At 71.5% G+C, this 25,098-nt stretch carries 20 protein-coding genes; 7 read left to right on the top strand and 13 right to left on the bottom strand.

Annotated elements, in window-relative coordinates; genetic code table 11:
- Positions 1 to 3: 3 nt before the first annotated feature.
- Positions 4 to 1,263: an MFS transporter gene (locus tag QQY24_RS24960; protein WP_301974961.1), complete on the bottom strand. Its 1,260-nt coding sequence runs from the start codon at positions 1,261 to 1,263 to the stop codon at positions 4 to 6.
- 120 nt (positions 1,264 to 1,383) lie between these two features.
- Between QQY24_RS24960 and QQY24_RS24955 the strand changes: the two genes are divergently transcribed.
- Positions 1,384 to 2,400, top strand: a complete 1,017-nt coding sequence (locus QQY24_RS24955; RefSeq protein ID WP_301974960.1) for a LacI family DNA-binding transcriptional regulator — start codon at positions 1,384 to 1,386, stop codon at positions 2,398 to 2,400.
- A 126-nt stretch (positions 2,401 to 2,526) separates the two neighbouring features.
- Here QQY24_RS24955 and prcA read toward each other — a convergent pair whose 3' ends face one another.
- The 6 genes from prcA to arc all read right to left on the bottom strand — a co-directional run bounded on the left by prcA (position 2,527) and on the right by arc (position 8,602).
- The gene (gene prcA / locus QQY24_RS24950; protein WP_301974959.1) at positions 2,527 to 3,264 is read right to left on the bottom strand and encodes a proteasome subunit alpha; all 738 of its coding nucleotides are present in this window, start codon (positions 3,262 to 3,264) and stop codon (positions 2,527 to 2,529) included.
- A gap of 61 nt (positions 3,265 to 3,325) precedes the next feature.
- Positions 3,326 to 4,171, bottom strand: coding sequence for a proteasome subunit beta (prcB, locus tag QQY24_RS24945; RefSeq protein WP_301974958.1), 846 nt, complete (start codon positions 4,169 to 4,171; stop codon positions 3,326 to 3,328).
- Between the two features lie 51 nt (positions 4,172 to 4,222).
- Positions 4,223 to 4,306, bottom strand: a complete 84-nt coding sequence (locus tag QQY24_RS34820) for an endonuclease domain-containing protein (RefSeq protein ID WP_367658053.1) — start codon at positions 4,304 to 4,306, stop codon at positions 4,223 to 4,225.
- A gap of 369 nt (positions 4,307 to 4,675) precedes the next feature.
- On the bottom strand, positions 4,676 to 4,894 hold the full coding sequence (locus tag QQY24_RS24935; protein WP_301974957.1) for a ubiquitin-like protein Pup: 219 nt from the start codon (positions 4,892 to 4,894) through the stop codon (positions 4,676 to 4,678).
- 196 nt (positions 4,895 to 5,090) lie between these two features.
- A complete protein-coding gene (dop, locus tag QQY24_RS24930; protein ID WP_367658016.1) occupies positions 5,091 to 6,602 on the bottom strand; it encodes a depupylase/deamidase Dop in 1,512 nt (503 codons plus the stop codon).
- 233 nt (positions 6,603 to 6,835) lie between these two features.
- The gene (gene arc, locus QQY24_RS24925) at positions 6,836 to 8,602 is read right to left on the bottom strand and encodes a proteasome ATPase (RefSeq protein ID WP_301974956.1); all 1,767 of its coding nucleotides are present in this window, start codon (positions 8,600 to 8,602) and stop codon (positions 6,836 to 6,838) included.
- Between the two features lie 519 nt (positions 8,603 to 9,121).
- Here arc and QQY24_RS24920 point away from each other — a divergent pair.
- Positions 9,122 to 9,424, top strand: coding sequence for a ferredoxin (locus QQY24_RS24920; protein WP_301974955.1), 303 nt, complete (start codon positions 9,122 to 9,124; stop codon positions 9,422 to 9,424).
- A 22-nt stretch (positions 9,425 to 9,446) separates the two neighbouring features.
- On the opposite strand, the gene QQY24_RS24915 is transcribed toward QQY24_RS24920, so the two are convergent.
- From QQY24_RS24915 to QQY24_RS24905, 3 genes are all read right to left on the bottom strand, one after another.
- Positions 9,447 to 10,025 (bottom strand): hypothetical protein, encoded by a 579-nt coding sequence (locus tag QQY24_RS24915; protein WP_301974954.1) that lies wholly within the window; start codon positions 10,023 to 10,025, stop codon positions 9,447 to 9,449.
- Between the two features lie 221 nt (positions 10,026 to 10,246).
- A complete protein-coding gene (locus QQY24_RS24910; RefSeq protein ID WP_301974953.1) occupies positions 10,247 to 11,149 on the bottom strand; it encodes a tRNA (adenine-N1)-methyltransferase in 903 nt (300 codons plus the stop codon).
- 58 nt (positions 11,150 to 11,207) lie between these two features.
- Positions 11,208 to 12,695, bottom strand: a complete 1,488-nt coding sequence (locus QQY24_RS24905; RefSeq protein ID WP_301974952.1) for a site-2 protease family protein — start codon at positions 12,693 to 12,695, stop codon at positions 11,208 to 11,210.
- Between the two features lie 177 nt (positions 12,696 to 12,872).
- Here QQY24_RS24905 and QQY24_RS24900 point away from each other — a divergent pair, with 177 nt between their 5' ends.
- Complete coding sequence (locus QQY24_RS24900) at positions 12,873 to 13,991, top strand: RecB family exonuclease (RefSeq protein WP_301974951.1); 1,119 nt, start codon at positions 12,873 to 12,875, stop codon at positions 13,989 to 13,991.
- Between the two features lie 14 nt (positions 13,992 to 14,005).
- Positions 14,006 to 14,677: a response regulator transcription factor gene (locus QQY24_RS24895; protein ID WP_301974950.1), complete on the top strand. Its 672-nt coding sequence runs from the start codon at positions 14,006 to 14,008 to the stop codon at positions 14,675 to 14,677.
- 94 nt (positions 14,678 to 14,771) lie between these two features.
- Here the strand turns inward: QQY24_RS24895 and QQY24_RS24890 are convergent, their stop codons facing one another.
- From QQY24_RS24890 to metH, 3 genes are all read right to left on the bottom strand, one after another.
- The gene (locus tag QQY24_RS24890; RefSeq protein ID WP_301974949.1) at positions 14,772 to 16,376 is read right to left on the bottom strand and encodes an ABC transporter substrate-binding protein; all 1,605 of its coding nucleotides are present in this window, start codon (positions 16,374 to 16,376) and stop codon (positions 14,772 to 14,774) included.
- 447 nt (positions 16,377 to 16,823) lie between these two features.
- On the bottom strand, positions 16,824 to 17,567 hold the full coding sequence (locus QQY24_RS24885; protein WP_301974948.1) for an HAD family phosphatase: 744 nt from the start codon (positions 17,565 to 17,567) through the stop codon (positions 16,824 to 16,826).
- 108 nt (positions 17,568 to 17,675) lie between these two features.
- Positions 17,676 to 21,191, bottom strand: a complete 3,516-nt coding sequence (metH, locus tag QQY24_RS24880) for a methionine synthase (RefSeq protein ID WP_301974947.1) — start codon at positions 21,189 to 21,191, stop codon at positions 17,676 to 17,678.
- A 345-nt stretch (positions 21,192 to 21,536) separates the two neighbouring features.
- On the opposite strand from metH, the gene QQY24_RS24875 reads away from it, so the two are divergent.
- The 3 genes from QQY24_RS24875 to glpK all read left to right on the top strand — a co-directional run bounded on the left by QQY24_RS24875 (position 21,537) and on the right by glpK (position 25,080).
- Positions 21,537 to 22,301, top strand: coding sequence for an IclR family transcriptional regulator (locus QQY24_RS24875; protein WP_301974946.1), 765 nt, complete (start codon positions 21,537 to 21,539; stop codon positions 22,299 to 22,301).
- 347 nt (positions 22,302 to 22,648) lie between these two features.
- Positions 22,649 to 23,467 (top strand): MIP/aquaporin family protein, encoded by an 819-nt coding sequence (locus QQY24_RS24870; RefSeq protein WP_301974945.1) that lies wholly within the window; start codon positions 22,649 to 22,651, stop codon positions 23,465 to 23,467.
- 74 nt (positions 23,468 to 23,541) lie between these two features.
- The gene (gene glpK / locus QQY24_RS24865) at positions 23,542 to 25,080 is read left to right on the top strand and encodes a glycerol kinase GlpK (protein WP_301974944.1); all 1,539 of its coding nucleotides are present in this window, start codon (positions 23,542 to 23,544) and stop codon (positions 25,078 to 25,080) included.
- Positions 25,081 to 25,098 lie beyond the last annotated feature (18 nt).

Raw genomic sequence — 25,098 nt, 5'->3', positions numbered from 1 at the left:
ACATTACGCCCGATCCCCCGGGCTGAAACGGGGATCGGCAGCACGATCGGGATCATTTTCCGGTGAAACCGCAACGACCCCTCCCCGCACGGGAGCTGCGAGGACCCCGCCGGTGGCCAGCAGGACCAGCAGCGACACGGCCCCCGCCGCACCCGGCAGCGCGAAACCCCACAGCGCGCCACCGGCCTGAACCACCGGTCCGGCCAGGCCCGTTCCGACCGACGCGCCCACGGTGAACGTCGTCACCACCCAGGAGAACGCCTCGGTGACGGTCCCGACCGGAGCGTGCCGGTCGACGATGATGAACGCGCACGCGATGCACGGCGCGAGGAACACGCCCGAGACCACCGTGAGCAGCACCATGGCCACCGCGCCCGGCATCAGCATCAGCGGCAGGTAGCACACCGCCAGGAGCCCGACCAGCACCCGCAGCCGCCGCTCCGGCGCGCCGCTCCACCGGCGGGCCCCGTAGACGGATCCGCCCAGCAGCGCCCCGAGACCGAGCGCGGCCATCAGCCAGCCGTACACGGCGTCACCACCGTGGCCGTCGGCGTAGGGCACCGAGGCCACCGTGATGGAGCCCAGCGCGATGCCGACGAACAGGAAGGCCCCGAGCAGCGCGAGCAGGCCGGGCGAGCGCAGGGCGCCCAGCCAGTGCGCCTCGCGCGGTGCGGAGCGCCAGGCGCGCGAGGGCGCCGAGCAGACCACGGACAGCGCCCCCAACACGCCGAGCGCGTTCAGCACCAGCAGGGCCGCGCGCTCCGACCACAGCGACGCGCACAGGGTCACCAGCAGCGGGCCGACCGTGAACATGACCTCCTGCGCGACGGCGTCCATGGCGTACGCCGTGTGCACCCGCTCCTCGCGCCGCAGCACCGACGGCCACAGGGCCCGCAGGCCCCCCTCCAGCGGCGGCGCGAAGAGGCCGGCCGCCGCCACGGCCGCGTACGCGAACGGCAGCGGGCCGGTGCCCGTGAAGGCGAAGGCCGTCATGGCCAGGGCCGACAGCACGGCCGCCGGCAGCTGCACCCGCGGCTGGCCGTACAGGTCCACCAGCCGGCCCAGCACGGGCTGGCCGACGGCGTTGGCGACCCCGTACACGGCCGCCAGGGCGCCGGCCAGGCTGTACGTACCGCCCCCGGCGCGCACGAACAGCACCAGCGCGATGGCGGCGGTCGCGTTCGGCAGCCGCCCCACCAGGGTGCCGGCCAGCAGCCGCAGCGCGTGCCTCGTGCGGAGGATCTCCAGGTACCCCGTGGCCATGTCCTGCCCTTCAGCGGCTCGCCCGGGGCGCCCCGGCGACCCGAAGTTGTACGTATAACTTGCGCTCTCATACGTACCATGTGCGCTGTTCACACGTCCAGACGAAGGAGCACGCCCACGGTGGCACGCAGCAGCACGCGCCCGACCAGCCGGGACGTCGCCCAGGCCGCCGGGGTCTCCCAGGCCGCCGTCTCGCTCGTGCTGGGCGGCAAGTGGCGCGGCCGGGTCTCCGAAGCCACCGCCGAACGGGTGCGCGCAGCCGCCCGCGACCTCGGCTACCGGCCCAACCTCGCCGCCCGCAACCTGCGCCTCGGCCGCACCCGCACCGTCCTGCTCGTCGTCCCCGCCCTGACCACCGAGTTCTTCGCCGGCGTCTACACCGGCGCCGCACGCGTCGCCGCCCAGCACGGCTTCGGCGTCGTCCTCTACTCCTCCCCCGAGGGCATCGGCCCCGCCCGCGACCCCTTCGCCTCCGCCCAGGCCGCCCTGGACGGCGTCATCGCCTCCTCCATGGCCGCCGACGCCCTCACCGCCATCCGTGGCGACCAGCTGCCCCTGGTCATGCTCGACAGCGACCCCGAAGGCAGCCTCGGCGCCGCCACCGTCAACCTCGACATCGCCGACGGCGTCCGCCAGGCCGCCGCGCACCTCCTCGGCCTCGGCCACCGCAGCGTCCTCCACCTGGCCGCCGACATCCCCTCCTGGACCTTCGACGTGCGCGCCCGCGAACTGGCCACCCGGCTGGCCGCCGTGCCGGGCACCCGCCTGCGCACGGCCCGCGCACCGATCTCCGTCGAGGGAGCCCGCACGGCCACCGAGGCCGCCCTGACCGCCCCCGGCCCCCGCCCCACCGCCGTGGTCTGCGACGACGACAAACTCGCCGCCGGCGCCTACAAGGCCCTGCGCCGCCTCGGCCTGCGCGTCCCGGACGACGTCTCCGTCACCGGCCTGGACGACATCGCCCTCGCCACCGCCCTGGATCCGGAACTCACGACCGTGCGGCTCGACGCCGAGCTGTTCGGGGAACGCGGCATGCTCGCCCTCCTGGCCGTCCTGGACGGCCGGGAACCCGAAGCCGGCGACATCCCGGTCGACCTCGTCGTCCGGGGCTCCACGGCGCCGCCACGCCGGGACTAGGACCGCTCCGTCCGGATCCTGCCGGGCTCGCCGGGTCCGGCCCGGTCCGGGCGGAGGGCCCCGGGCCCGAAACGCCGGGTGCCCCGGCGGACGGACCGCCGGGGCACCGCGCAACGGGCGGGTGGATCACTCCTCCTCGGAGCTCTCCGCCTCCGTGGACGCGCCGCCCGCCTCCAGCAGGCGAGCCAGCTGCCGGCCGACGATGCGCTTGAACTTCCGCTTCTGCGGGCGCGTGCGGTCCAGCACCGCGACCTCCAGGCGCTCCGCGGGAATCTCCCGCTCACTGCCGTTGGTGTCCCGGGACAGGGCCTGCACGGCCAGTTTCAGCGCCTCCGCCAGGCTCATGCCGTCCTGGTGGCGCTGGTCCAGGAAGCCGCTGATCTGCTCCGCGTTGCCGCCCACCGCGACCGAGCCGTGCTCGTCCACGATGGAACCGTCGTGCGGCAGCCGGTAGATCTGGTCGCCCTCGGGGGTCTCCCCCACCTCGGCGACGACCAGCTCCACCTCGTACGGCTTCTCCGCCGCCGACGAGAAGATCGTGCCCAGCGTCTGCGCGTAGACGTTGGCCAGGCCGCGGGCGGTCACGTCGTCGCGGTCGTAGGTGTACCCGCGCAGGTCGGCGTACCGCACCCCGCCGATCCGCAGGTTCTCGTACTCGTTGTACTTGCCGGCCGCGGCGAAGCCGATCCGGTCGTAGATCTCGCTGAACTTGTGCAGCGCGCGGGACGGGTTCTCGCCGACGAACACGATTCCGTCGGCGTACTGCAGCACGACCAGGCTGCGACCGCGGGCGATGCCCTTGCGCGCGTACTCCGCGCGGTCGGCCATGGCCTGCTGGGGTGAGACATAGAACGGCGTCGACACCGGTTATCCGTCCCTTTCTGTCATGGTCACTGGATCACCTTGATAAGAACCGGGCCCGCGCTCAGAGCAGGGCGGCCTTCGGGCCGTCCGGCTCCTCCAGGCGCCGCTGCAGCACCGCACGGGACAGCTCGGACGCCTCGTCCTCGGTGAGCCGGCGGAAACCGTCCTCGGTGATCACGGTGATGATCGGATAGATCCGGCGGGCGACGTCGGGACCACCGGTCGCCGAGTCGTCGTCGGCCGCGTCGTACAGGGCCTGGACCACCAGGGTCGTGGCCTGCTCCTCGGTCAGGTCGTCACGGAACAGCTTCTTCATCGCACCGCGCGCGAACACCGAGCCGGAACCCGTCGCCGCGAAGTTGTGCTCCTCGGAGCGCCCGCCCGTGACGTCGTAGGAGAAGATGCGCCCCCTCTCCCGGTCCACGTCGTACCCGGCGAACAGGGGCACCACGGCCAGGCCCTGCATGGCCATGCCGAGGTTGGAACGGATCATGGTCGACAACCGGTTCGCCTTGCCCTCCAGCGACAGCTGGGCGCCCTCGACCTTCTCGAAGTGCTCCAGCTCCAGCTGGAAGAGCTTGACCATCTCCACGGCGAGACCGGCGGTGCCGGCGATGCCGACGGCCGAGTACTCGTCCGCCGGGAAGACCTTCTCGATGTCCCGCTGGGCGATGACGTTGCCCATGGTGGCCCGGCGGTCACCCGCGAGCACCACGCCCCCGGGGAACGTGACGGCCACGATGGTCGTCCCGTGCGGCGCCTCGATCACGCCCTGGGTCGCCGGCAGCCGCCGGTTGCCGGGCAGCAGCTCGGGCTGGTGCTCGGAGAGGAAGTCCATGAACGACGAGGATCCTGGCGTCAGGAAGGCAGCTGGTAGACGCCCGGTGCTACGAGTGTTGGCTTCCACGCGATTCCTTCCACGTATGCTGCAGCCCGCCTTACGACCTCGGGCTGATCGTTAGAACTGCCCCAGTGCAGCGTTGCCGTTGCAGCTGAAGCACAGTACGCCACGGACCCTACCCGTCCCACGGCAGTGATCCACATACGCCTGCGGGGCTGCCGGACCGTCGCACCCGGCCCCGGTGATCCCGTGCCGCCGCCCCGGACGGTCCCGTCGTCCCCGTGCGGCTCGGCCCCGCCGCACGCCCGGTGCGGCGCGGGACCGGCCGGGAGGTCCGCCTTCTCCGGGCCTGTTCGCCCCGCTCCCCTGCGGGGCCGGGAGTGCGCGGCGCCGTACCGCGCCGCGCGCTCCCGGTGCTGGGCCCGCGGACCGCCACGCCTGTTCCCGTCCCGCGCGCAGGCGGCGGAAGACAGGTCGCGCCCGCACCTCCCGCAGCGCTTCCCGCTCGATCCACCGGCCACCCTCACCCCTGTCACCTTCACATCGAAGGTGGAAGCGGTATGAGGGCTTTTACTCTCCGCCCTTTTGTACGAACGACCTCACGAAATCCTCGGCGTTCTCCTCAAGCACGTCGTCGATCTCGTCCAGGACCGAGTCCACGTCGTCGCTCAGCTTCTCGTGGCGCTCCTTGAGGTCCTCGGTCGCCTGCGCGTCCTGCGCCTGCTCCTCGGCCTCCTCGGTGGAGCGTGTGGCCTTCTGCTGGCCGCCGTCGGTGTCCTTGGTTGCCATAACCTCACCCCGCTCAGTTCGCCCGACAGGATCGACGGGTCGGCGTCTGCCGATTGGTGATGATCAGACCCTACAAGCCGGGTCCGACATCGGCCCCGCACTTCGCACAACGTGCGGGGGCCGTCTCGATGATTCCCGGGCGGGCGGGGTTTCCACCCCGCCCGCCCGGGCCGGTACGCGTGTCCGCAGGTCGCACTCATCCGCCCGACAGGACCTTGACCAGGTCACCCGCGGTGCGGCAGCGGTCCAGCAGCTCCTTGACGTGATTTCGCGTTCCGCGTAGCGGTTCCAGGGTTGGCACGCGCTGCAGTGAGTCCCGGCCGGGCAGGTCGAAGATCACGGAGTCCCAGCTCGCCGCCGCCACGTCGTCGGCGTACTGCTCCAGGCAGCGGCCCCGGAAATAGGCGCGCGTGTCCTCCGGAGGCTTCGTGCGCGCCCTGTCGACCTCGGCCTCGTCCAGGAGCCGCTTCATGCGCCCGCGGGCCGCCAGGCGGTTGTACAGGCCCTTGTCGGCCCGTACGTCGGCGTACTGGAGGTCGACCAGGTGGAGGCGGGCGGCGTCCCAGTCGAGGTCGTCGCGGCGCCGGTAGCCCTCCATCAGCTCGCGCTTGGCGACCCAGTCCAGTTCGCCGGCCAGGCTCATGGGGTCGTTCTCCAGCCGGTTGAGGGTGTCCTCCCAGCGGGTCAGGACGTCCTTGGTCTGGTCGTCGGCGTCGGCGCCGTAGCGTTCCTCCACGTACTTGCGCGCGAGCTCGTAGTACTCCATCTGCAACTGGACCGCGGTGAGCGTGCGGCCGCTGCGCAGCGCGACCAGGCGCTTGAGCGACGGGTCGTGGGAGACCTGGTGGAGGGTGCGGACGGGCTGGTCGACGGCCAGGTCGACGGCGATGAAGCCGTCCTCGATCATGGACAGGACCAAGGCGGTCGTGCCCACCTTGAGGTAGGTGGAGATCTCGGAGAGGTTCGCGTCGCCGATGATCACGTGGAGGCGGCGGTATCTCTCGGCGTCGGCGTGCGGCTCGTCGCGCGTGTTGATGATGGGGCGCTTGAGGGTGGTCTCGAGGCCCACCTCGACTTCGAAGTAGTCGGCGCGCTGGCTGAGCTGGAAGCCGTGTTCGTGGCCGTCCTGGCCGATGCCTACGCGGCCGGCCCCGGTGACGACCTGGCGGGAGACGAAGAAGGGCGTGAGGTGGCGCACGATGTCCGAGAAGGGGGTCTCCCGCTTCATCAGGTAGTTCTCGTGCGTGCCGTAGGAGGCGCCCTTGTTGTCGGTGTTGTTCTTGTAGAGGTGGATGGGCTGGGCGCCGGGGAGCTGGGCGGCTCGTTCGGCGGCCTCGGCCATGATGCGTTCACCGGCCTTGTCCCACAGGACGGCGTCACGGGGGTTGGTGACCTCGGGGGCGCTGTACTCGGGGTGGGCGTGGTCGACGTAGAGGCGTGCGCCGTTGGTGAGGATCACGTTGGCGAGGCCGATGTCCTCGTCGGTGAGCTGGCTGGCGTCGGCGACCTCTCGGGCGAGGTCGAAGCCTCGCGCGTCCCGTAGCGGGTTCTCCTCCTCGAAGTCCCAGCGGGCCCGGCGGGCCCGGTGCATCGCCGCCGCGTAGGCGTTGACGATCTGGGACGAGGTGAGCATGGCATTGGCGTTCGGGTGACCGGGGACGGAGATCCCGTACTCCGTCTCGATGCCCATTACTCGCCGTACGGTCATGCGGCCCTCCTTGCCCGGCGGCACCCTCGGTCGTGGACGCCGCTCAAGTACCGCTGGCGCTCCGGTGCGTGTGCGGTGCCCGACCCCGCACTGCGCGACTCGGCGGTAGGAAAGAGCCTAGAACGCCTTTGTGCTGGTGGGGAGATCATTTTCGTCATTGCCTGCTCCGGTCGTGGCCAGAAAAACAGTCGGCTGCGGGTACCCCGTGGAGGGCACCCGCAGCCGCCCTGCCTTTACAGGTACTGACCAGTATTCGCCACCGTGTCGATGGAGCGCCCGGTGTCGGCGCCCTGCTTTCCGGTGATGAGGGTGCGGATGTAGACGATCCGCTCGCCCTTCTTCCCGGAGATGCGGGCCCAGTCGTCGGGATTGGTGGTGTTGGGGAGGTCCTCGTTCTCCTTGAATTCGTCCACGCAGGCCTGGAGCAGGTGGGAGACGCGCAGGCCCTTCTGGTCCTTCTCCAGGAAATCCTTGATCGCCATCTTCTTGGCGCGGCCGACGATGTTCTCGATCATGGCGCCGGAGTTGAAGTCCTTGAAGTAGAGGACTTCCTTGTCGCCGTTGGCGTAGGTGACCTCCAGGAAGCGGTTCTCCTCGGATTCGGCGTACATGTGCTCAACCGCGGTCTGGATCATGTTCTGGACCGTGGCGCCCTTGTCGCCGCCGTGCTCACCGAGGTCGTCCGAGTGGAGCGGGAGGCGCTCGGTGAGGTACTTGCCGAAGATGTCCTTGGCCGCTTCGGCGTCCGGGCGCTCGATCTTGATCTTCACGTCGAGGCGGCCCGGGCGCAGGATGGCGGGGTCGATCATGTCCTCGCGGTTGGAGGCGCCGATGACGACCACGTTCTGCAGGCCCTCGACGCCGTCGATCTCGGCGAGGAGCTGCGGGACGATGGTGTTCTCCACGTCCGAGCTGACGCCGGAGCCGCGGGTGCGGAAGAGGGACTCCATCTCGTCGAAGAAGACGATCACGGGGGTGCCCTCGCTGGCCTTCTCACGCGCACGCTGGAAGACGAGGCGGATCTGCCGCTCGGTCTCGCCGACGTACTTGTTGAGCAGCTCGGGACCCTTGATGTTGAGGAAGAAGCTCTTGCCGGCGGCCTGGCCGGTGACCTCGGCGACCTTCTTGGCGAGCGAGTTGGCGACGGCCTTGGCGATGAGCGTCTTGCCGCAGCCGGGGGGGCCGTAGAGCAGGACGCCCTTGGGCGGGCGCAGCTCGTGCTCCTTGAAGAGGTCGGGGTAGAGGTACGGCAGCTCGACCGCGTCGCGGATGGCCTCGATCTGGCCGCCGAGGCCGCCGATCTGCTCGTAGCCGATGTCGGGCACCTCTTCGAGGACGAGTTCCTCGACCTCGCTCTTGGGCACGACCTCGTAGACGTAGCCGGAGCGGGGTTCGAGCAGCAGGGCGTCGCCGGCGCGGATGGTGACGTCCAGCAGCGGCTCGGCGAGCCGCACCACCCGTTCCTCGTCGGTGTGGCCCAGCACCAGGGCGCGCTCGCCGTCCTCGAGGATCTCCTTGAGGGTGACGATCTCGCCGACGCGCTCGAACTGCATGGCCTCGACCACGTTGAGCGCTTCGTTGAGCATGACTTCCTGGCCGCGCCGGAGCTCGTCGAGCTCGACGCCGGGGCTGACGTTCACCCGGAGCTTGCGGCCGCCGGTGAAGATGTCGGCGGTGCCGTCCTCGTTCGCCTGCAGGAAGACACCGAAGCCGGCCGGCGGCTGGGCGAGCCGGTCGACCTCCTCCTTGAGGGCGACGATCTGGTCGCGGGCCTCACGGAGCGTGTTGGCCAGTCGTTCGTTCTGGGCGGACACGCCGGCCAGGTTGGTCTGCAGCTCGACGATCCGCTCTTCGAGAATCCTCGTGTGTCGCGGAGAGTCGGCGAGCTTGCGTCGCAGGACGGCGATCTCCTGCTCAAGGTAGGCGATCTGCCCGGTCGGGTCGTCGGACCCTCGTCCCGGGCGGATGCCGCGGTTCATGTCGTCGTCGTGGGCTGCCACGGTCCTCACCTCCTCCAAGGGGAGCTGGACGCTTCCAGACCCTACCTGGGTGGGTGTCGATTGAAACCCCTAGATCACAAAGACTGTCAAGGTGTGTCGTCGGTCACCCGGTGCGCCCTCCCTCACGCCGAAGGGGATACCCACTCAACGTGATTCGGAAGCCGCTTGTTCCAGGGACGGCGCGTCGAAACCCTTCGGAAGCGGCTGGAGTTGTCCGTTCCGGACCGGTCGGCCGGTACGCGGGCGCACCACAGGGCGCTCGTGCGGTCCTCACGCAGAGCGACGGTCCGGCCGGCTGGTGTCACGGTCGGGGTGGCCTGAAGCGTTCGTTCGCGACCGGCGGGGCTCCCTTCCCCGGTCGAGCGCTCGTACCCCCCAGGTGCGGGCGGAAACCTCCTGGTCGTCGAACCCGGCCGGAATCCGGGCGGGGGTAGGGTCGGGGGTGTCCAACAGCCGCTGGAGCGGACCCGGCTGGTCTTCGTGCCCGGGGCGCCGTCCGGCGAACCGACGGCAGGAGAGGTGACCGTGCAGCAGGAGGCCCCGGACGGCGAGGCGCTGGAGGTCTGGATCGACCAGGACCTGTGTACGGGCGACGGCATCTGCGCCCAGTACGCGCCGGAGGTGTTCGAGCTGGACATCGACGGGCTGGCCTACGTGAAGGGCGCGGACGAGGAACTGCTGCAGGCCCCGGGGGCGGCGGTGCCGGTGCCGCTGCCGCTGCTGACGGACGTGGTGGACTCGGCCAAGGAGTGCCCAGGCGAATGCATCCACGTGCGCCGGGTGGTGGACGGGACCGAGATGTACGGACCGGACGCGGGGTGAGGAGCGGTCAGGGCGGGGCGGCTCAGACGCTGTGGGCCCCGGCGGGGGTGGAACGGACGAACGCGGTGCCGTTCCACTGCCACTTGGCCGGGGTCCTCACGTCGGGGCAGCAATTGGGCACGTCGGCCGAGGAGTAGCCCAGCAGGGTGGCGGAGACGGCGCGTGCACGGACGGTGACGCCGGTGGCGGTGAGCCGGTCCTTCGGGTCGACGAGGGTGGCGACGAGGCGTGCCGTGCCGCCGTCGGTGCCCCGGGTGAGGACGTAGACGCCGTCGGGCGGGGTGCCCATGGCGGCGTCGCAGTGGACCACGGCGACCGTTTCCGGCCTGCCGTCGCCGTCCAGGTCTCCGCTTGCCGTGCTCGCCACGACGGCCTCGACCGGTCCGCAGGCGAGGGGGAAGCGGACGCCGGCCGTGCTGGGCGGCGGCGCGGCGGGAGCGGGGGCGGCGGGGGTGCCGGCGGTGCTCTGGGCGGCCGTGGCCGATCCGGGCTGGACGACGGAGGACAGGGCTATCACACCGGCGACCGCGGTGGCGGTGGCGACCCAGTGGATGGGCCGGGCACGTGTGTGGGCGAGCTCCGGAACGGCGGATTGCTGCACTAGGAGTGTCTCCTGTGAGGGCTGTGCCGGTGGGGGGTGGCCAGCATGGTGCCACACGTCACAGTGCGGGGGAACGGCGGGGTCGGTCCGGGATGTGTGCGGGACACGGGGCCCCTCGGGGATCCCGGTGCCGTGTCAACGCGCGGGCGCCGTTGCCGGGTTCCCGGGTTCGGTCGGGAACGGGGCAACGGCGCCCTTGCGTTGTGCGGGTGCGGTGCCGGTCAGCGGCCGGTGCCGCCCTCGGCGTTGGGTCCGGCGTAGTCCTCGCCGTAGGCGCCCTTGGCGGGGCGTCGGCGGCGCATGGGCGGCTCGACGCCGTCGGCGAGGCGGCGGGCGGTGAGCAGGAAGCCGGTGTGGCCGATCATCCGGTGGTCGGGGCGGACGGCCAGGCCCTCGATGTGCCAGTTGCGGATCATCGTCTCCCAGGCGGTCGGCTCGTTGAAGCAGCCGATCTCGCGGATGGACTCGACGGTCCGGGCGAGCTGGGTGGTGGTGGCGACGTAGCAGCACACGATGCCGCCGGGGACGAGCGCCTTGGAGACGGCTTCAAGGCATTCCCAGGGGGCGAGCATGTCGAGGACGACGCGGTCGACGTCGGTGTCGGAGAGGTTGTCCTGGAGGTCGCCGACGGTGAGCTGCCAGGCGGGGTGCGGGCCGCCGAAGTAGCGTTCGACGTTCTGCCGGGCGATGTCGGCGAAGTCCTCGCGGCGCTCGTAGGAGTGCAGCATGCCCTGGTCGCCGATGGCGCGCAGCAGGAAGCTGCTGAGCGAGCCGGAGCCGACGCCGGCCTCCACGACGCGGGCGCCGGGGAAGATGTCGGCGAAGGCGAGGATCTGCCCCGCGTCCTTCGGGTAGACGACGGCCGCCCCGCGGGGCATGGACAGGACGTAGTCGGGGAGCAGGGGGCGCAGCGCGAGGTAGGCGACGTTGCCGGTGGTGCGGACAACGCTGCCCTCGGGAGCGCCGATCAGTTCGTCGTGCGGGAAGGAGCCCTTGTGGGTGTGGAAGTTCTTCCCGGCTTCGAGCGTGAACGTGTAGTGGCGGCCCTTGGGGTCGGTCAGCTGTACCTGGTCCCCGACCTTGAAGGGCCCGCGCCTGCGGGCGGCACCGGTCGGTTCGGACATGTGACCAGCGTACCGGCACCGGAGGGGGCCGCCGACCACCGTTTCGGCAGGACGGTGGTCAGCTGGGGCGGGCCATGGCCCTGACGAAGGCGCGTTCGACGTCGGCGGCGGACAGGACGCCGTAGATCTCTCCGGTCTCCTCGACCACGAGGTACTCGGTCGCCGGGGTGGCGCGCAGGGCGTCCAGCAGGTCCTCGCCGGCCAGCTCCGCGGAGACGCGCATGCCGTCGGTCAGGTCCTGGGCGAGGCCGCTGACGGCGACCCAGGGGCGGCGGTGTTCGGGCACGCCGACGATGGCGGCCTCGCGGACGAGGGAGAGGGGCGTGCCGTCGGCGTCGACGACGACCAGGGCGCGGGCGCCGGCGGCGTTGGCGCGGCGCAGCGCCTCGGACAGGGGGGTGTCGCCCTCGACGGGTACGGCCCGCCGGGTCAGCGTGCGGGCCCGCAGTTCGGGGAGGTGCTCGCGCAGGCGGGCCATGCGCAGGCTGTTGCCGGCACCGGTCCAGATGATCGCGGCGAGGATGGCGGCGAGCAGGGCGTCGGTGACGGTGTCCATGCCGCTGACGTCCTGGCCGTCGCCGCCGAAACCGCCGGACTGGTTGAGCAGGGGCAGGCCGATCAGGACGCAGACGGCGAGGGCGCGGCCGACCCAGGCGGCGGCGACGGTGCCGCTCATGGGCCGGCCGGTGATCTTCCAGACGACGGCGCGGAGCATGCGGCCGCCGTCCAGGGGGAGGCCGGGCAGCAGGTTGAAGACGGCGACGATGAGGTTGGAGACCATCAGGCCGGCCAGCAGGACGCCGGGCACGGTGGCGGGCTCGACGGGTTTCATCGCGAGGTAGAACAGGCCGGCGAGGACGAGGGAGAGCAGGGGGCCGACGAAGGCCAGGACGAATTCCCGGCCGGGCGTCTCGGCCTCCTTCTCGATCTCGGAGACGCCGCCGAAGAACTGGAGCTGGATGCGGCGGACCGGGAGCCGGAAGCGGAGGGCGGCGACGGTGTGGGCCAGCTCGTGGACGAGGACGGAGGCGTAGAAGGCGACCGCGAAGAACAGGGAGACCAGGTAGCGCGCGGCGCCCAGCTCGGGCAGGACGCGGTCGAGCTGGCCGCCGAAGACCCAGGTGATCAGGGCGGCGACGAGGAACCAGCTGGGCGCCACGTACACGGGCACGCCGAAGGGGCGGCCCATGAGGAGACCGCCGCCGGGCTCCTTGGGCCGCGGCTGCGGCGGCGCGCCCTTGGCCATCTTGGAGTGCGCGAGGGAGCGGTGCTCGTCGGCGCCGCCCCGCGGGGCGTCCCCGGGGCCACCGGTCCGCGCCTCCGGGCGGGTGCTGTCATCGGTCCCGTGGCCGGACTCCGGCTCCGGGCGGGTGCCGCCGCCGGTCTCACGGCCGGACTCCGGCTCCGGGCGGCCGGCTCCGGGCTCGCGGGGGGCGGGCCGGCCGGGGCGCGCCGGGTCGGTGGAGCCGGTCGTGGGGTCCGTGGGACGCTCGGCCGGCTCGTCGTTGCCGGACCGCGGCTGTCCGCTCCCGCCGCTCACGTCCACGGTGTCCCCTCGTTCGAAGCGTCTTCCGCGCCGGCCGGGCGGAAGGGTCTCGGTTCGATGGTATGCGGCCGTGGCGGTGCGTTCCGCCTCGGCACCCGGGTGTTCGCTCCGCCGGTGCCCGGCCGGCGCGGCCCGCGGACGGCCCGCTGTCGGTGGCGGCCCGTATGGTCGGTGGTCATGGAGAGCAGCATCGAGGACGCGGGCGCCCGGTCGGACGGGGCCGAGGGGACGGGCCCGGTGGCCGGGGCGGAACCGGTGGCCGGGGAGGCGGCGGGCCCGGTGGCCGGGGCGCCGGCCGGACCGGGAAGCACCGGAGGTCCTGCCGTGCCGCAGGCCGGTACCGGGGGTGCCGGGGATGCCCCGGCGGGAGCCGGGCCCCGGGGTGCCGGACGGGCTGCCGTGTCCGCGGGCGGGCCGCCGGCGGCGTCCGCGGCCGGGCGCGTCGCCGTGGCGCCCACCTCGCTGTCGCCCTCCCGGGCCGGTGACTTCATGCAGTGCCCGCTGCTGTACCGGTTCCGGGTGATCGACCGGTTGCCGGAGAGGCCGAGCGAGGCGGCGACCCGCGGGACGCTGGTGCACGCCGTGCTGGAGCGGTTGTTCGACGCGCCGGCCGGGGAACGGACCGCGCCGCGGGCCAAGGCGCTGATCGCGGGGCAGTGGGACCGGCTGCGCGAGAGCAGGCCCGAGGTCGGGGAGTTGTTCGCGCAGGATCCGGACGGGGAACGGCTGGCCCGCTGGATGGGCGAGGCCGAGCGGCTCGTGGAGCGCTGGTTCACGCTGGAGGACCCGACGCGGCTGGAGCCGGCCGAACGGGAGCTGTTCGTGGAGACCGAGCTGGAGTCGGGACTGCGGCTGCGCGGGATCATCGACCGGGTGGACGTGGCCCCCACCGGCGAGGTGCGGATCGTCGACTACAAGACGGGCAGGGCGCCGCGGCCGGAGTACGCCGAGGGCGCGCTGTTCCAGATGAAGTTCTACGCCCTGGTCGTGTGGCGGCTGAAGCGGGTCGTGCCGCGCCGGCTGCAGCTGGTGTACCTCGGCAGCGGGGACGTGCTGACGTACGACCCGGTCCCGGCTGACCTGGAGCGTGTGGAGCGCAAGCTGCTGGCGCTGTGGGAGGCCATCGGGCGGGCGACGGAGACGGGCGAGTGGCGGCCGCGGCCGACGAAGCTGTGCGGCTGGTGCGACCACCAGTCGCTGTGCCCGGAGTTCGGCGGCACTCCCCCGCCGTATCCGCTGCCGCTGAGGGCGGCGGGGACCGGCGCGGGCGTCCGGGGCAGAATGGGGCCGGACTAGCGAAGGAGTGTCACGTGGCCATCCGCGTCCTACTGGTCGACGACCAGCCCCTGCTGCGTACGGGTTTCCGGATGATCCTGGAGGCCGAGCAGGACGTCGCGGTCGTGGGCGAGGCCGGTGACGGTCTGCAGGCCCTCGACCAGGTGCGGGCCCTGCAGCCGGACGTCGTGCTGATGGACATCCGCATGCCGCGGATGGACGGGGTGGAGGCCACCCGGCGGATCACCGGGCCGGAGCGGGACGGCCCGGCGAAGGTGCTGGTGCTGACGACCTTCGACCTGGACGAGTACGTGGTGGAGGCGCTGCGGGCGGGGGCCAGCGGGTTCCTGCTCAAGGACGCGCCCGCCGACGAGCTGGTGCAGGCCATCCGGGTGGTCGCGGCCGGGGAGGCGATGCTGGCGCCGAGCATCACGCGCCGGCTGCTGGACAAGTACGCGACGCACCTGCCCTCCGGCGAGGAGCCGGTGCCGGACACGCTGCACACGCTGACGGACCGTGAGGTCGAGGTGCTGAAGCTGGTGGCGCGCGGCCTGTCGAACGCGGAGATCGCCGCGGACCTGTTCGTGAGCGAGACCACGGTGAAGACGCACGTGGGGCACGTGTTGACGAAGCTGGGTCTGCGGGACCGGGTGCAGGCCGCGGTGTACGCGTACGAGAGCGGGCTGGTGCGTCCCGGCGCGCAGTAGGCCGGGGGACGACGGTGAGGGGCGCCTCTCCCGGCGGGGAGGGGCGCCCTTTCCGTCGGCCGGTGGCCGACGCGGCGGCCGGCGCGGACGCGGGTCAGCCGTCGACGCCGCGGCCCAGCTCCCACAGCTGGAGCGAGGAGGAGGAGTTCACGGCGTAGGAGACGCCGGTGACGTTGTCGCGCGCGGCGACGTACTGCTTGCCCTGCCACAGCGGCAGCAGGGGGACGTCGTCGGCGACGATCTCCTGGATGTCCGTCAGGCTGGTGGCGGCGTCGAGCCGGTTGGCCTCGCGCCGGGACTCGGGGATCAGCGTGCGCTGGATGGTGCTGTTGGAGTACGGCGAGCCGAGGAAGTTGTCCTTGTCGAGGAAGGGCGCCAGGAAGCTGTCGGCGTCCGGGAAGTCGGGGAACCAGCCCATGCCGTAGACGTCGTACCGGCCCTTCTGCTCGGCGGGCCGGAAGGTCGCCCAGGGGTGGCCCTGGATGTCGACGTCGAACAGGCCGGTGGCGTTGAGCTGCTTCTGCAGGACCTCGAACTCCTGCTTGGTGGCCGGGCCGTAGTGGTCGGTGGTGTAGTGCAGGGTCAGCTTCACCGGGGTGGTGATGCCGGCCCCGGCGAGCAGGCTCTTGGCCTTGGCGGTGCTGGGGTTGCCGTACTTGTTGAAGAACGAGTTGGAGTGCCCGGTGACGGTGGCCGGGACGAGCGAGTACAGCGGCTCGGCCTGGGTGCCGTACACCTTGGAGACGAGTTCGCCGCGGTTGATGACCTGGGCCATGGCCTGGCGGACGGCCTTGTTCTTCACGGTGGGCGCGTTGGTGTTGAAGGCCAGGTAGCGGATCTCCATGCCGGGCATGTCGACGAGGTCGACCTTCTCGTCGGCGCCGGAGTCGAGCTTCTGGATCTGCGCCGGCGACATGGTGCGGGTCATGACGTCGATGTCGCCCTTGTCGATGGCGGTGCCCATGGCCTCCGCGCTGTCGTAGGAGCGCATCACGACCTGGTCGTTGTTCACCGTCACACTGCCCTTGTAGGAGGGGTTCTTGGTGAAGATGGCGCTGACGATCGCGTTGTTCTTGACGTCGGCCTTGAAGGTGTAGGGACCCGAGCCGTCGACCCGGAACCCGGTGCGCAGCTTGTCCTTGGGGTAGTCCTTGGGGTTGATGATGCCGGCGACCGGGGTGGACAGCTTGTACGGGAAGGTGGCGTCGGCCGTCTTGAGGTGGAAGATGACCTCGCGGTCGCCCTGGGTCTCGATGGTGTCGATGGTGTTCAGCAGGGCGGAGACACCACTGTCGGCCTTGAGGCGCAGGGCGCGCTCGATGGAGTACTTGACGTCGGCGGCGGTGACCGCGTCGCCGTTGGCGAACTTCAGGCCCGGGCGCAGCTTGCAGGCGTAGCGCTCGTTGCCGCTGTCGCTGAAGGCGCAGCTCTCGGCGGCTTCGGGAACGGGGTTGCCCTCGCCCTTGGGCTGGGTCATCAGGGTCTGCACGCTCTGGCGCAGGATGTTCCAGGTGCCGACGTCGTAGGCGTAGGCGGGGTCGAGGGGCGCCGGAGCTGCGCTGGTGGCCGTGAACCGGTCGGTGGTGCCCACGACGATGGCGTCGCCACTCCGGCTCCCGCTGTCGGATCCGCCGCATGCGGCGAGAACCGGCGTGAGCAGGCCGGCCACTGCCGGCAGCACCAAAGTCTTGCGGTTCATGCGGGGGTTTCTCCAGAGCTGTTCGAGTCCGTGTACCTGGCACGCATGGGTGGCGCGGCGGGTGACGGGGGTTACGGCGATGTTCTCGCGACGAGATTAGTCCGCGCCCGCAGCGGGGTCGGAGGCCACATGAGCTGAGGCACCATCACGCAGTGGAACCGGGTGCGGACACACCGAAAACCAGACAGTGGCAGGATTGGTGCAGCGATTCACCAATCGGGACACAAGGGGCCGGCGTTCCCTCCCGGACAGGGGTGGTCTGCACACCCGGGCAGTGCTGTCGAGGGGTGGGCGCGTGGGGAAGGTCACATGCGTGGCGGTTCCGGCGCCCGGTGGTACTCGGTCGGGCGACCGGCTTCGCCCTCCTTCTCCGGTGTGCTCCTCCGGAGACGTGTCCGGCCGTTCCGTGCGCTTCGCACGCCCGGTGAACGGCCGGGCGCCTCTGCGTCACAGGACCCTCTCGGCGATCAGGCCGCGCAGGAACGCCAGGTCGACCTCTTCGAGGGAGCGGACGACGGTGCGCCGCTCGGCGGGGGCGATGGGGGCGATGGAGGGGACGGCGACGACGTGGCAGCCGGCGGCCTCGGCGGCGGTGACACCGGTCGCGGTGTCCTCGACGACGGCGCACCGGGCCGGGTCCACGCCGAGTCCGGCGGCGGCGAGCAGGTAGGGGTCCGGGTAGGGCTTGGTGCGTGACACCTCGTCACCGGCGATGGAGAGGGTGAAGTGGTGCGGGCCGAGCACGCCGAGCACGCGGTCGATGATGCGCCGGTGGGAGGCGGAGACCAGGGCGGTGGGGATGCGGTACCGGTGGAGTTCGGCGAGCAGCCGGGCGGCGCCCGGCATCAGCGGCAGGGAGCGGCCGATGCGGGCCTCGAAGCCGTCGTTGAGCAGGACGGAGAGTTCGGCGAGTGTGATGTCGGCGCCGGTGGCCTCGATGAGGAAGCCGGCGCTTCGGGTCATGGGCCCGCCGACCACGACGTGCCGCCAGGAGTCGTCGAGGGTGTGGCCGAGGGCGGCGAAGACCTCGACCTCGACGTCCCACCAGAAGCCCTCGGTGTCGACCAGGGTGCCGTCCATGTCGAGGAGGACCGCTTGCAGGGCGGAGCCTTCCGCCGCCGGGGCCCTCCCCGTCCGAGCGGGACCGGGGACCGGGGGAAGGTCTCCGGGCGCGGGGACCGTACTGGTCATCCGGGCGCACCTCCTTGAGGGACGACCAGGCCGGTTCCCGCGCGGGGAACCGGCCTGCAGTGGACCGACCAGTGTACGTCGCCGTCGGCCGTGGTGCCCGGTGGAGGATCAGCGGGCGTTGAAGTACTTCGCCTCCGGGTGGTGGATCACGATCGCGTCGGTGGACTGCTCGGGGTGGAGCTGGAACTCCTCCGACAGGTGGACGCCGATCCGTTCGGGCCGGAGCAGGTCGGCGATCTTGGCGCGGTCCTCCAGGTCGGGGCAGGCGCCGTAGCCGAGGGAGAAGCGGGCGCCGCGGTACTTCAGGGCGAACATGTCCTCGACAGCGGTGGGGTCCTCGTGGGCGAAGCCGAGTTCGGAGCGGACGCGGGCGTGCCAGTACTCGGCGAGCGCTTCGGCCAACTGGACGGACAGGCCGTGCAGTTCGAGGTAGTCGCGGTAGGAGTCGGATTGGAAGAGCCTGGCGGTCTCCTCGCCGATGCGCGAACCGACGGTGACGACCTGGAAGCCGACGACGTCGGTCTCGCCGGACTCCTCGGGCCGGAAGAAGTCGGCCAGGCACAGGCGGCGGCCGCGGCGCTGGCGCGGGAAGGTGAAGCGGGTGCGCTCGTTGCCCTGTTCGTCCAGGATGATCAGGTCGTCGTCCTTGGACACGCAGGGGAAGTAGCCGTAGACGACGGCCGCTTCGAGCAGGTTCTCGGTCTGGAGCCGGTCGAGCAGGCCGCGCAGGCGGGGCCGGCCCTCGGTCTCGACGAGTTCCTCGTAGGACGGGCCGTCGCCGGTGCGGGCCTGCCTGAGTCCCCACTGGCCCTTGAACAGGGCGCCCTCGTCCAGCCAGCTCGCGTACTCCTTGAGCTGGATGCCCTTGACGATGCGGGTGTCCCAGAACGGCGGGGCCGGCACGGGGTTGTCGGTGGCGACGTCGGAGCGGACGTGGCCCTCCTCCGGGCGCTCCTCCGCCTCGGCGGCGGGCGCCGCGGCCACCCGGCGCTGCCTGAGTTCGGGCAGCTTCGCGCCGGGCACGCCCCGCTTGACGCCGATCAGGGCGTCCATCAGGCGCAGGCCCTCGAAGGCGTCGCGGGCGTAGCGGACCTCGCCGTCGTAGACCTCGTGCAGGTCCTGTTCGACGTAGGCCCGGGTGAGGGCGGCGCCGCCGAGGATGACGGGGAAGCGGGCGGCGAGGCCGCGCTGGTTCAGCTCCTCCAGGTTCTCCTTCATGATCACCGTGGACTTCACCAGGAGGCCGGACATGCCGATGACGTCGGCGCGGTGTTCCTCGGCCGCTTCCAGGATCGCGGAGACCGGCTGCTTGATGCCCAGGTTGACGACGTTGTAGCCGTTGTTGGACAGGATGATGTCGACGAGGTTCTTGCCGATGTCGTGCACGTCGCCGCGCACGGTGGCGAGCACGATGGTGCCCTTGCCCTCGTCGTCCGTCTTCTCCATGTGGGGTTCGAGGTGGGCGACGGCGGCCTTCATGACCTCGGCGGACTGCAGGACGAACGGCAGCTGCATCTGGCCGGAGCCGAAGAGGTCGCCGACGACCTTCATGCCCTCCAGGAGGGTGTCGTTGACGATGTCCAGGGCGGGCCGGTCCCGCAGGGCCTGGTCCAGGTCGGCCTCCAGGCCGTTGCGCTCGCCGTCGATGATGCGGCGCTCGAGGCGTTCCTCCAGCGGCAGCGCGGCCAGTTCCTCGGCCCTGCCGGCCTTGAGGGACTTGGCGGTGGCGCCCTCGAAGAGCTGCATGAGCTTCTGGAGGGGGTCGTAGCCCTCGCTGCGGCGGTCGTGGATCAGGTCGAGGGCGGTGCGGACCTCCTCCTCGCCGAACCGGGCGATCGGCAGGATCTTGGAGGCGTGCACGATCGCCGAGTCCAGGCCGGCCTTGACGCACTCGTCCAGGAAGACGGAGTTCAGCAGGATGCGGGCGGCCGGGTTGAGGCCGAAGGAGATGTTCGACAGGCCGAGCGTGGTCTGCACGTTCGGATGCCGCCTCTTCAGCTCGCGGATCGCCTCGATGGTGGCGACGCCGTCCTTGCGGGACTCCTCCTGGCCGGTGCAGATGGTGAAGGTGAGGGTGTCGATGAGGATGTCCTCCTCACGGATGCCCCAGTTCCCGGTCAGGTCGGCGATCAGCCGTTCGGCGATCTCGACCTTCTTCTCCGGGGTGCGGGCCTGGCCCTCCTCGTCGATGGTCAGCGCGATCAGGGCGGCGCCGTGTTCCCGGGCCAGCTGCGTGACCCTGGCGAAGCGGGAGTCGGGTCCGTCGCCGTCCTCGTAGTTCACGGAGTTGATCACCGCGCGGCCGCCGAGCTTCTCCAGGCCCGCCCGGATGACGTCGACCTCGGTGGAGTCCAGCACGATGGGCAGGGTGGAGGCGGTGGCGAAGCGGCCGGCGAGCTCCTCCATGTCGGCGACGCCGTCCCGGCCGACGTAGTCCACGCAGAGGTCGAGCATGTGCGCGCCCTCGCGGATCTGCTCGCGGGCCGTTTCCACGCAGTCGTCCCAGCGGCCCTCCAGCATGGCCTCGCGGAACCTCTTGGAGCCGTTGGCGTTGGTGCGCTCACCGATGGCCAGGTAGGAGGTGTCCTGGCGGAAGGGCACCGACTGGTAGAGGGAGGCCGCACCCGGCTCGGGCCGCGGGTGGCGCTCGGGCGGGGTGAGGCCCCGGACGCGTTCGACGACCCGGCGCAGGTGCTCGGGGGTGGTGCCGCAGCAGCCGCCGACGAGGGAGAGGCCGTACTCGCGGACGAAGGTCTCCTGGGCGTCGGCCAGGGCCGGCGCGGTCAGCGGGTAGTGGGCGCCGTCCCTGCCGAGCACGGGCAGGCCCGCGTTGGGCATGCAGGACAGCGGGACGCGGGCGTGGCGGGCGAGGTAGCGCAGGTGCTCGCTCATCTCGGCCGGGCCGGTGGCGCAGTTCAGGCCGATCATGTCGATGCCGAGCGGTTCGAGCGCGGTGAGGGCGGCGCCGATCTCGGAGCCGAGCAGCATGGTGCCGGTGGTTTCCACGGTCACCGAGACGATCACCGGCAAGTCCAGGCCGAGGGCCTCCAGGCCGCGCCGGGCGCCGAGCACGGCCGCCTTGGTCTGCAGCAGGTCCTGGGTGGTCTCCACGAGCAGCGCGTCGGCGCCGCCGGCGGCCAGGCCCTCGGCGTTGCGCTGGTAGGCGTCGCGCAGGGTGGTGTACGGGGCGTGACCGAGGGTGGGAAGCTTGGTGCCGGGGCCCATGGAGCCCAGGACCCAACGGGGGCGGCCGTCCCGTGCCGTGAAGTCGTCGGCGGTCTCGCGGGCGACGCGGGCACCCGCCTCGGACAGCTCGTGGACGCGGTCGGGGATGTCGTACTCGCCGAGGGCGGAGTGGTTGGCGCCGAAGGTGTTGGTCTCGACGCAGTCGACGCCCACGGCGAAGTACGCCTCGTGGACGGAGCGGACGATGTCGGGGCGGGTGATGTTGAGTATCTCGTTGCAGCCCTCGAGCTGCTGGAAGTCGTCGAGGGTCGGCTCCTGGGCCTGGAGCATCGTGCCCATGGCTCCGTCGGCGACCACCACACGGGTGGCGAGCGCCTCGCGGAGCGCGGACGCACGGGTCCGGCTGTCGGCGGAGGGGGACGTCGGCGACGAGGCCATGTGGGGACTCCCTGGGGTGCGACGGCTGTCGGCTATGCGGCTTCCCCGGCGGGGGCCGGGCGAGGGCACGGCGTCAGAGTAACCGGGAGTGGGCTTGGATGGGCACCGGCGTCCACGAGGCGGACGCGCCGGAGTGACCCGGGTGGCCGAAGGCCGTCGGCGGGCCGCCCGGAATGCGACAGGTGCCGGCCGAACCATTGGCGGGAGGTCGGCATGGACCGGTAGTGTTCGGCATTGCCGAACGATACAGGCGACGGTGTACGACAGGGTTCGTCAACGGCCGTCGACGCCCACCGCGCGTGTCGGCGGTCGTCGGCGGTCGAAGGGGACGGAGGCAGGACGGCGATGGCACGGAACATCCAGTCGCTCGAACGGGCGGCCGCGATGCTGCGGCTGCTCGCGGGCGGCGAGCGACGGCTCGGCCTCTCGGACATCGCCTCGTCACTGGGCCTCGCCAAGGGCACCGCGCACGGCATCCTGCGCACCCTGCAGCAGGAGGGGTTCGTGGAGCAGGACGACGCCTCGGGGCGCTACCAGCTGGGCGCGGAGCTGCTGCGGCTGGGCACGACCTACCTGGACGTGCACGAGCTGCGCGCGCGGGCCCTGGTGTGGACGGACGACCTGGCCCGCTCCAGCGGGGAGAGCGTGTACCTGGGCGTGCTGCACCAGCAGGGCGTGCTGATCGTGCACCACGTCTTCCGGCCGGACGACAGCCGGCAGGTGCTGGAGATCGGGGCCATGCAGCCGCTGCACTCCACGGCGCTGGGCAAGGTGCTGTCCGCGTACGACCCGGTGGCGCACAGCGAGGCCCTGGAGGCCGACCGCAAGCCCTTCACGGAGCGCACGGTGTGCGACCCCGGGGACTTCGAGCGCCTGCTGGACCTCACGCGCGCGCGGGGGTACGCGGCGGACGTGGAGGAGACCTGGGAGGGCGTGGCGTCGGTCGCCGCACCCATCCACGACCGGCGCCGCATGCCGGTGGGCGCGGTCGGGGTCACCGGCGCGGTGGAGCGGCTGTGCCGCGACGGCGGGCTGCGCCCGGAACTGATCGCGGCGGTGCGGGACTGCGCCCGCGCGGTGTCTCGGGACCTGGGCGCCGGGCGGTTCTGAGCGGCGCGGCCGGGCGGCCGGGAACCGGGCGACCGGGACGCGAGGCGGCGTCCCGGTTCTCGCCCTACGCTTGAACGGACAAATGGGGCGCACATGCCCCTCAGTACCCGCAGGGCGATAACCGATGGCGATCAATAACGATCCTGTTTTCGATAACGGAACCCTTGACGCATGCGGGACGCCGAACAAGACTCCCGTCCATCGGTCGGCATTGTCGAACACCTAACGGCAATACGCGCTAGAGTGTGACAACGCCAAGGGCCGGCATCGCTCTCACCCGAGGGCACCAGAACCCCCGGTGGGACCCGGGGTTCGGCTTCCCTGGACGAAGGACAAAGGAGTCGCGGGTGTCCAGCTCCGACATCTTCATCGGCGAGACCATCGGTACCGCCGTACTCATCCTGCTCGGCGGCGGTGTCTGCGCCGCCGTGACGCTGAAGGCCTCCAAGGCCCGCAACGCCGGCTGGCTCGCCATCGCCTTCGGGTGGGGCTTCGCCGTCATGACGGCCGTCTACATCTCCGGGCCGCTCTCCGGCGCCCACCTCAACCCGGCCGTCACGCTCGCCCTGGCCCTCACGAACGGCGACTGGAGCGACGTCCCGGTCTACCTCGCCGGCCAGCTGCTCGGCGCGATGATCGGCGCGACCCTGGTGTGGGCGGCCTACTACGGCCAGTTCCACGCGCACCTCACCGACCGGGGGATCGTCGACCTCACCGACCGGGAGGCAGTCGGCGGCCCCGGCGCCCAGGCCACCTCAGTCAAGGCCGTCGAGGCCCAGGAGCGGGGGGCCGGCCCGGTCCTCGGCATCTTCTCCACCGGTCCGGAGATCCGCAACGCGGTCCAGAACCTCGTGACCGAGATCATCGGCACGCTCGTGCTGATCCTCGCGGTCCTCACCCAGGGGCTGAACGCCAAGGGCGACGGCCTCGGCGTCCTGGGCGGCCTGATCACCGCACTCGTGGTGGTGGCGATCGGCCTGTCCCTCGGCGGCCCCACGGGCTACGCGATCAACCCCGCCCGCGACCTCGGTCCGCGCATCGTCCACGCCCTCCTGCCGCTGCCCAACAAGGGCGGTTCCGACTGGAGCTACGCCTGGGTCCCGGTGGTCGGCCCGCTGATCGGCGCCGTGATCGCCGCGGGCATCTACAACGCCGCCTTCGCCTGACGCCGCCCCGCGGCGAGGCCCCCCGCGCACGCACCGCACGCACAGCCCCCACCACGGACCCCCAGGAGCACACAGTGACCGACGCCCACACCGCAGGCCCGTTCATCGCGGCTATCGACCAGGGCACGACCTCCTCGCGCTGCATCGTCTTCGACCGGGACGGCCGGATCGTCTCCGTCGACCAGAAGGAGCACGAGCAGATCTTCCCCAAGCCGGGCTGGGTCGAGCACGACGCCACCGAGATCTGGACCAACGTCCAGGAAGTCGTCGCCAGAGCCGTCGAGAAGGCCGGCATCACCCGCGACGACATCAAGGCCATCGGCATCACCAACCAGCGCGAGACGACCGTGCTGTGGGACAAGAACACCGGTGAGCCCGTCCACAACGCCATCGTCTGGCAGGACACCCGCACCGACCACCTCTGCCGGGAGCTGGGCCGCAACGTCGGCCAGGACCGCTTCCGCCGCGAGACCGGCCTCCCGCTGGCCTCCTACTTCGCCGGTCCCAAGGCCCGCTGGCTGCTGGACAACGTCGAGGGCCTCAAGGAGCGCGCCCAGGCGGGCGACATCCTCTTCGGCACCATGGACAGCTGGGTCATCTGGAACCTGACCGGCGGTGTCGACGGCGGCCGGCACGTCACCGACGTCACCAACGCCTCCCGCACCCTGCTGATGAACCTGCACACCATGCAGTGGGACACCAGGATCGCGGAGTCCATCGGGGTCCCGCTGACGATGCTCCCGGAGATCCGCTCCTCCGCCGAGGTCTACGGCGAGGTCACCGGCGGCAGGCTGGGCGACCTGCTCGGCGGCATCCCGGTCGCCTCCGCGCTCGGCGACCAGCAGGCGGCCCTGTTCGGCCAGACCTGCTTCTCCGAGGGCGAGACCAAGTCCACCTACGGCACCGGCACCTTCATGGTGATGAACACCGGCGAGAAGATCATCAACTCCTACGCCGGCCTGCTGACCACCGTCGGCTACAAGATCGGCGACCAGCCCACGGTGTACGCCCTGGAGGGGTCCATCGCCGTCACCGGCTCGCTGGTGCAGTGGATGCGCGACCAGATGGGCCTGATCTCCACCGCCGCCGAGATCGAGACGCTCGCGCTCTCCGTCGAGGACAACGGCGGCGCCTACTTCGTGCCGGCCTTCTCCGGGCTGTTCGCCCCGCACTGGCGTGCCGACGCCCGCGGTGTGATCGCCGGCCTGACCCGGTACGTCACCAAGGCGCACCTCGCGCGCGCCGTCCTGGAGGCCACCGCCTGGCAGACCCGGGAGATCGCCGACGCCATGGTGAAGGACTCCGGCGACGAACTGGTGACCCTCAAGGTCGACGGCGGCATGACCGCCAACAACCTGCTGATGCAGACGCTCTCCGACGTCCTGGACGCGCCCGTGGTGCGCCCGATGGTCGCCGAGACCACCTGCCTCGGCGCCGCCTACGCCGCCGGCCTCGCCGTCGGCTTCTGGTCCAGCACCGACGAACTGCGCGCCAACTGGCGCCGGGCCGCCGAGTGGACCCCCCGCATGGACGCGGAGACCCGCGACCGTGAGTACAAGAACTGGCTCAAGGCCGTCGAGCGGACCATGGGCTGGATCGAGGACGAGGGCTGAGCGGCTCGCGACAGCTCC

Origin of the sequence: Streptomyces sp. TG1A-8, assembly GCF_030499535.1 — a bacterium.
Lineage (GTDB): Bacteria > Actinomycetota > Actinomycetes > Streptomycetales > Streptomycetaceae > Streptomyces.
The sequence above is the reverse complement of the archived record's forward strand: the minus strand, read 5'-3'. Positions and strand labels throughout refer to the sequence as shown.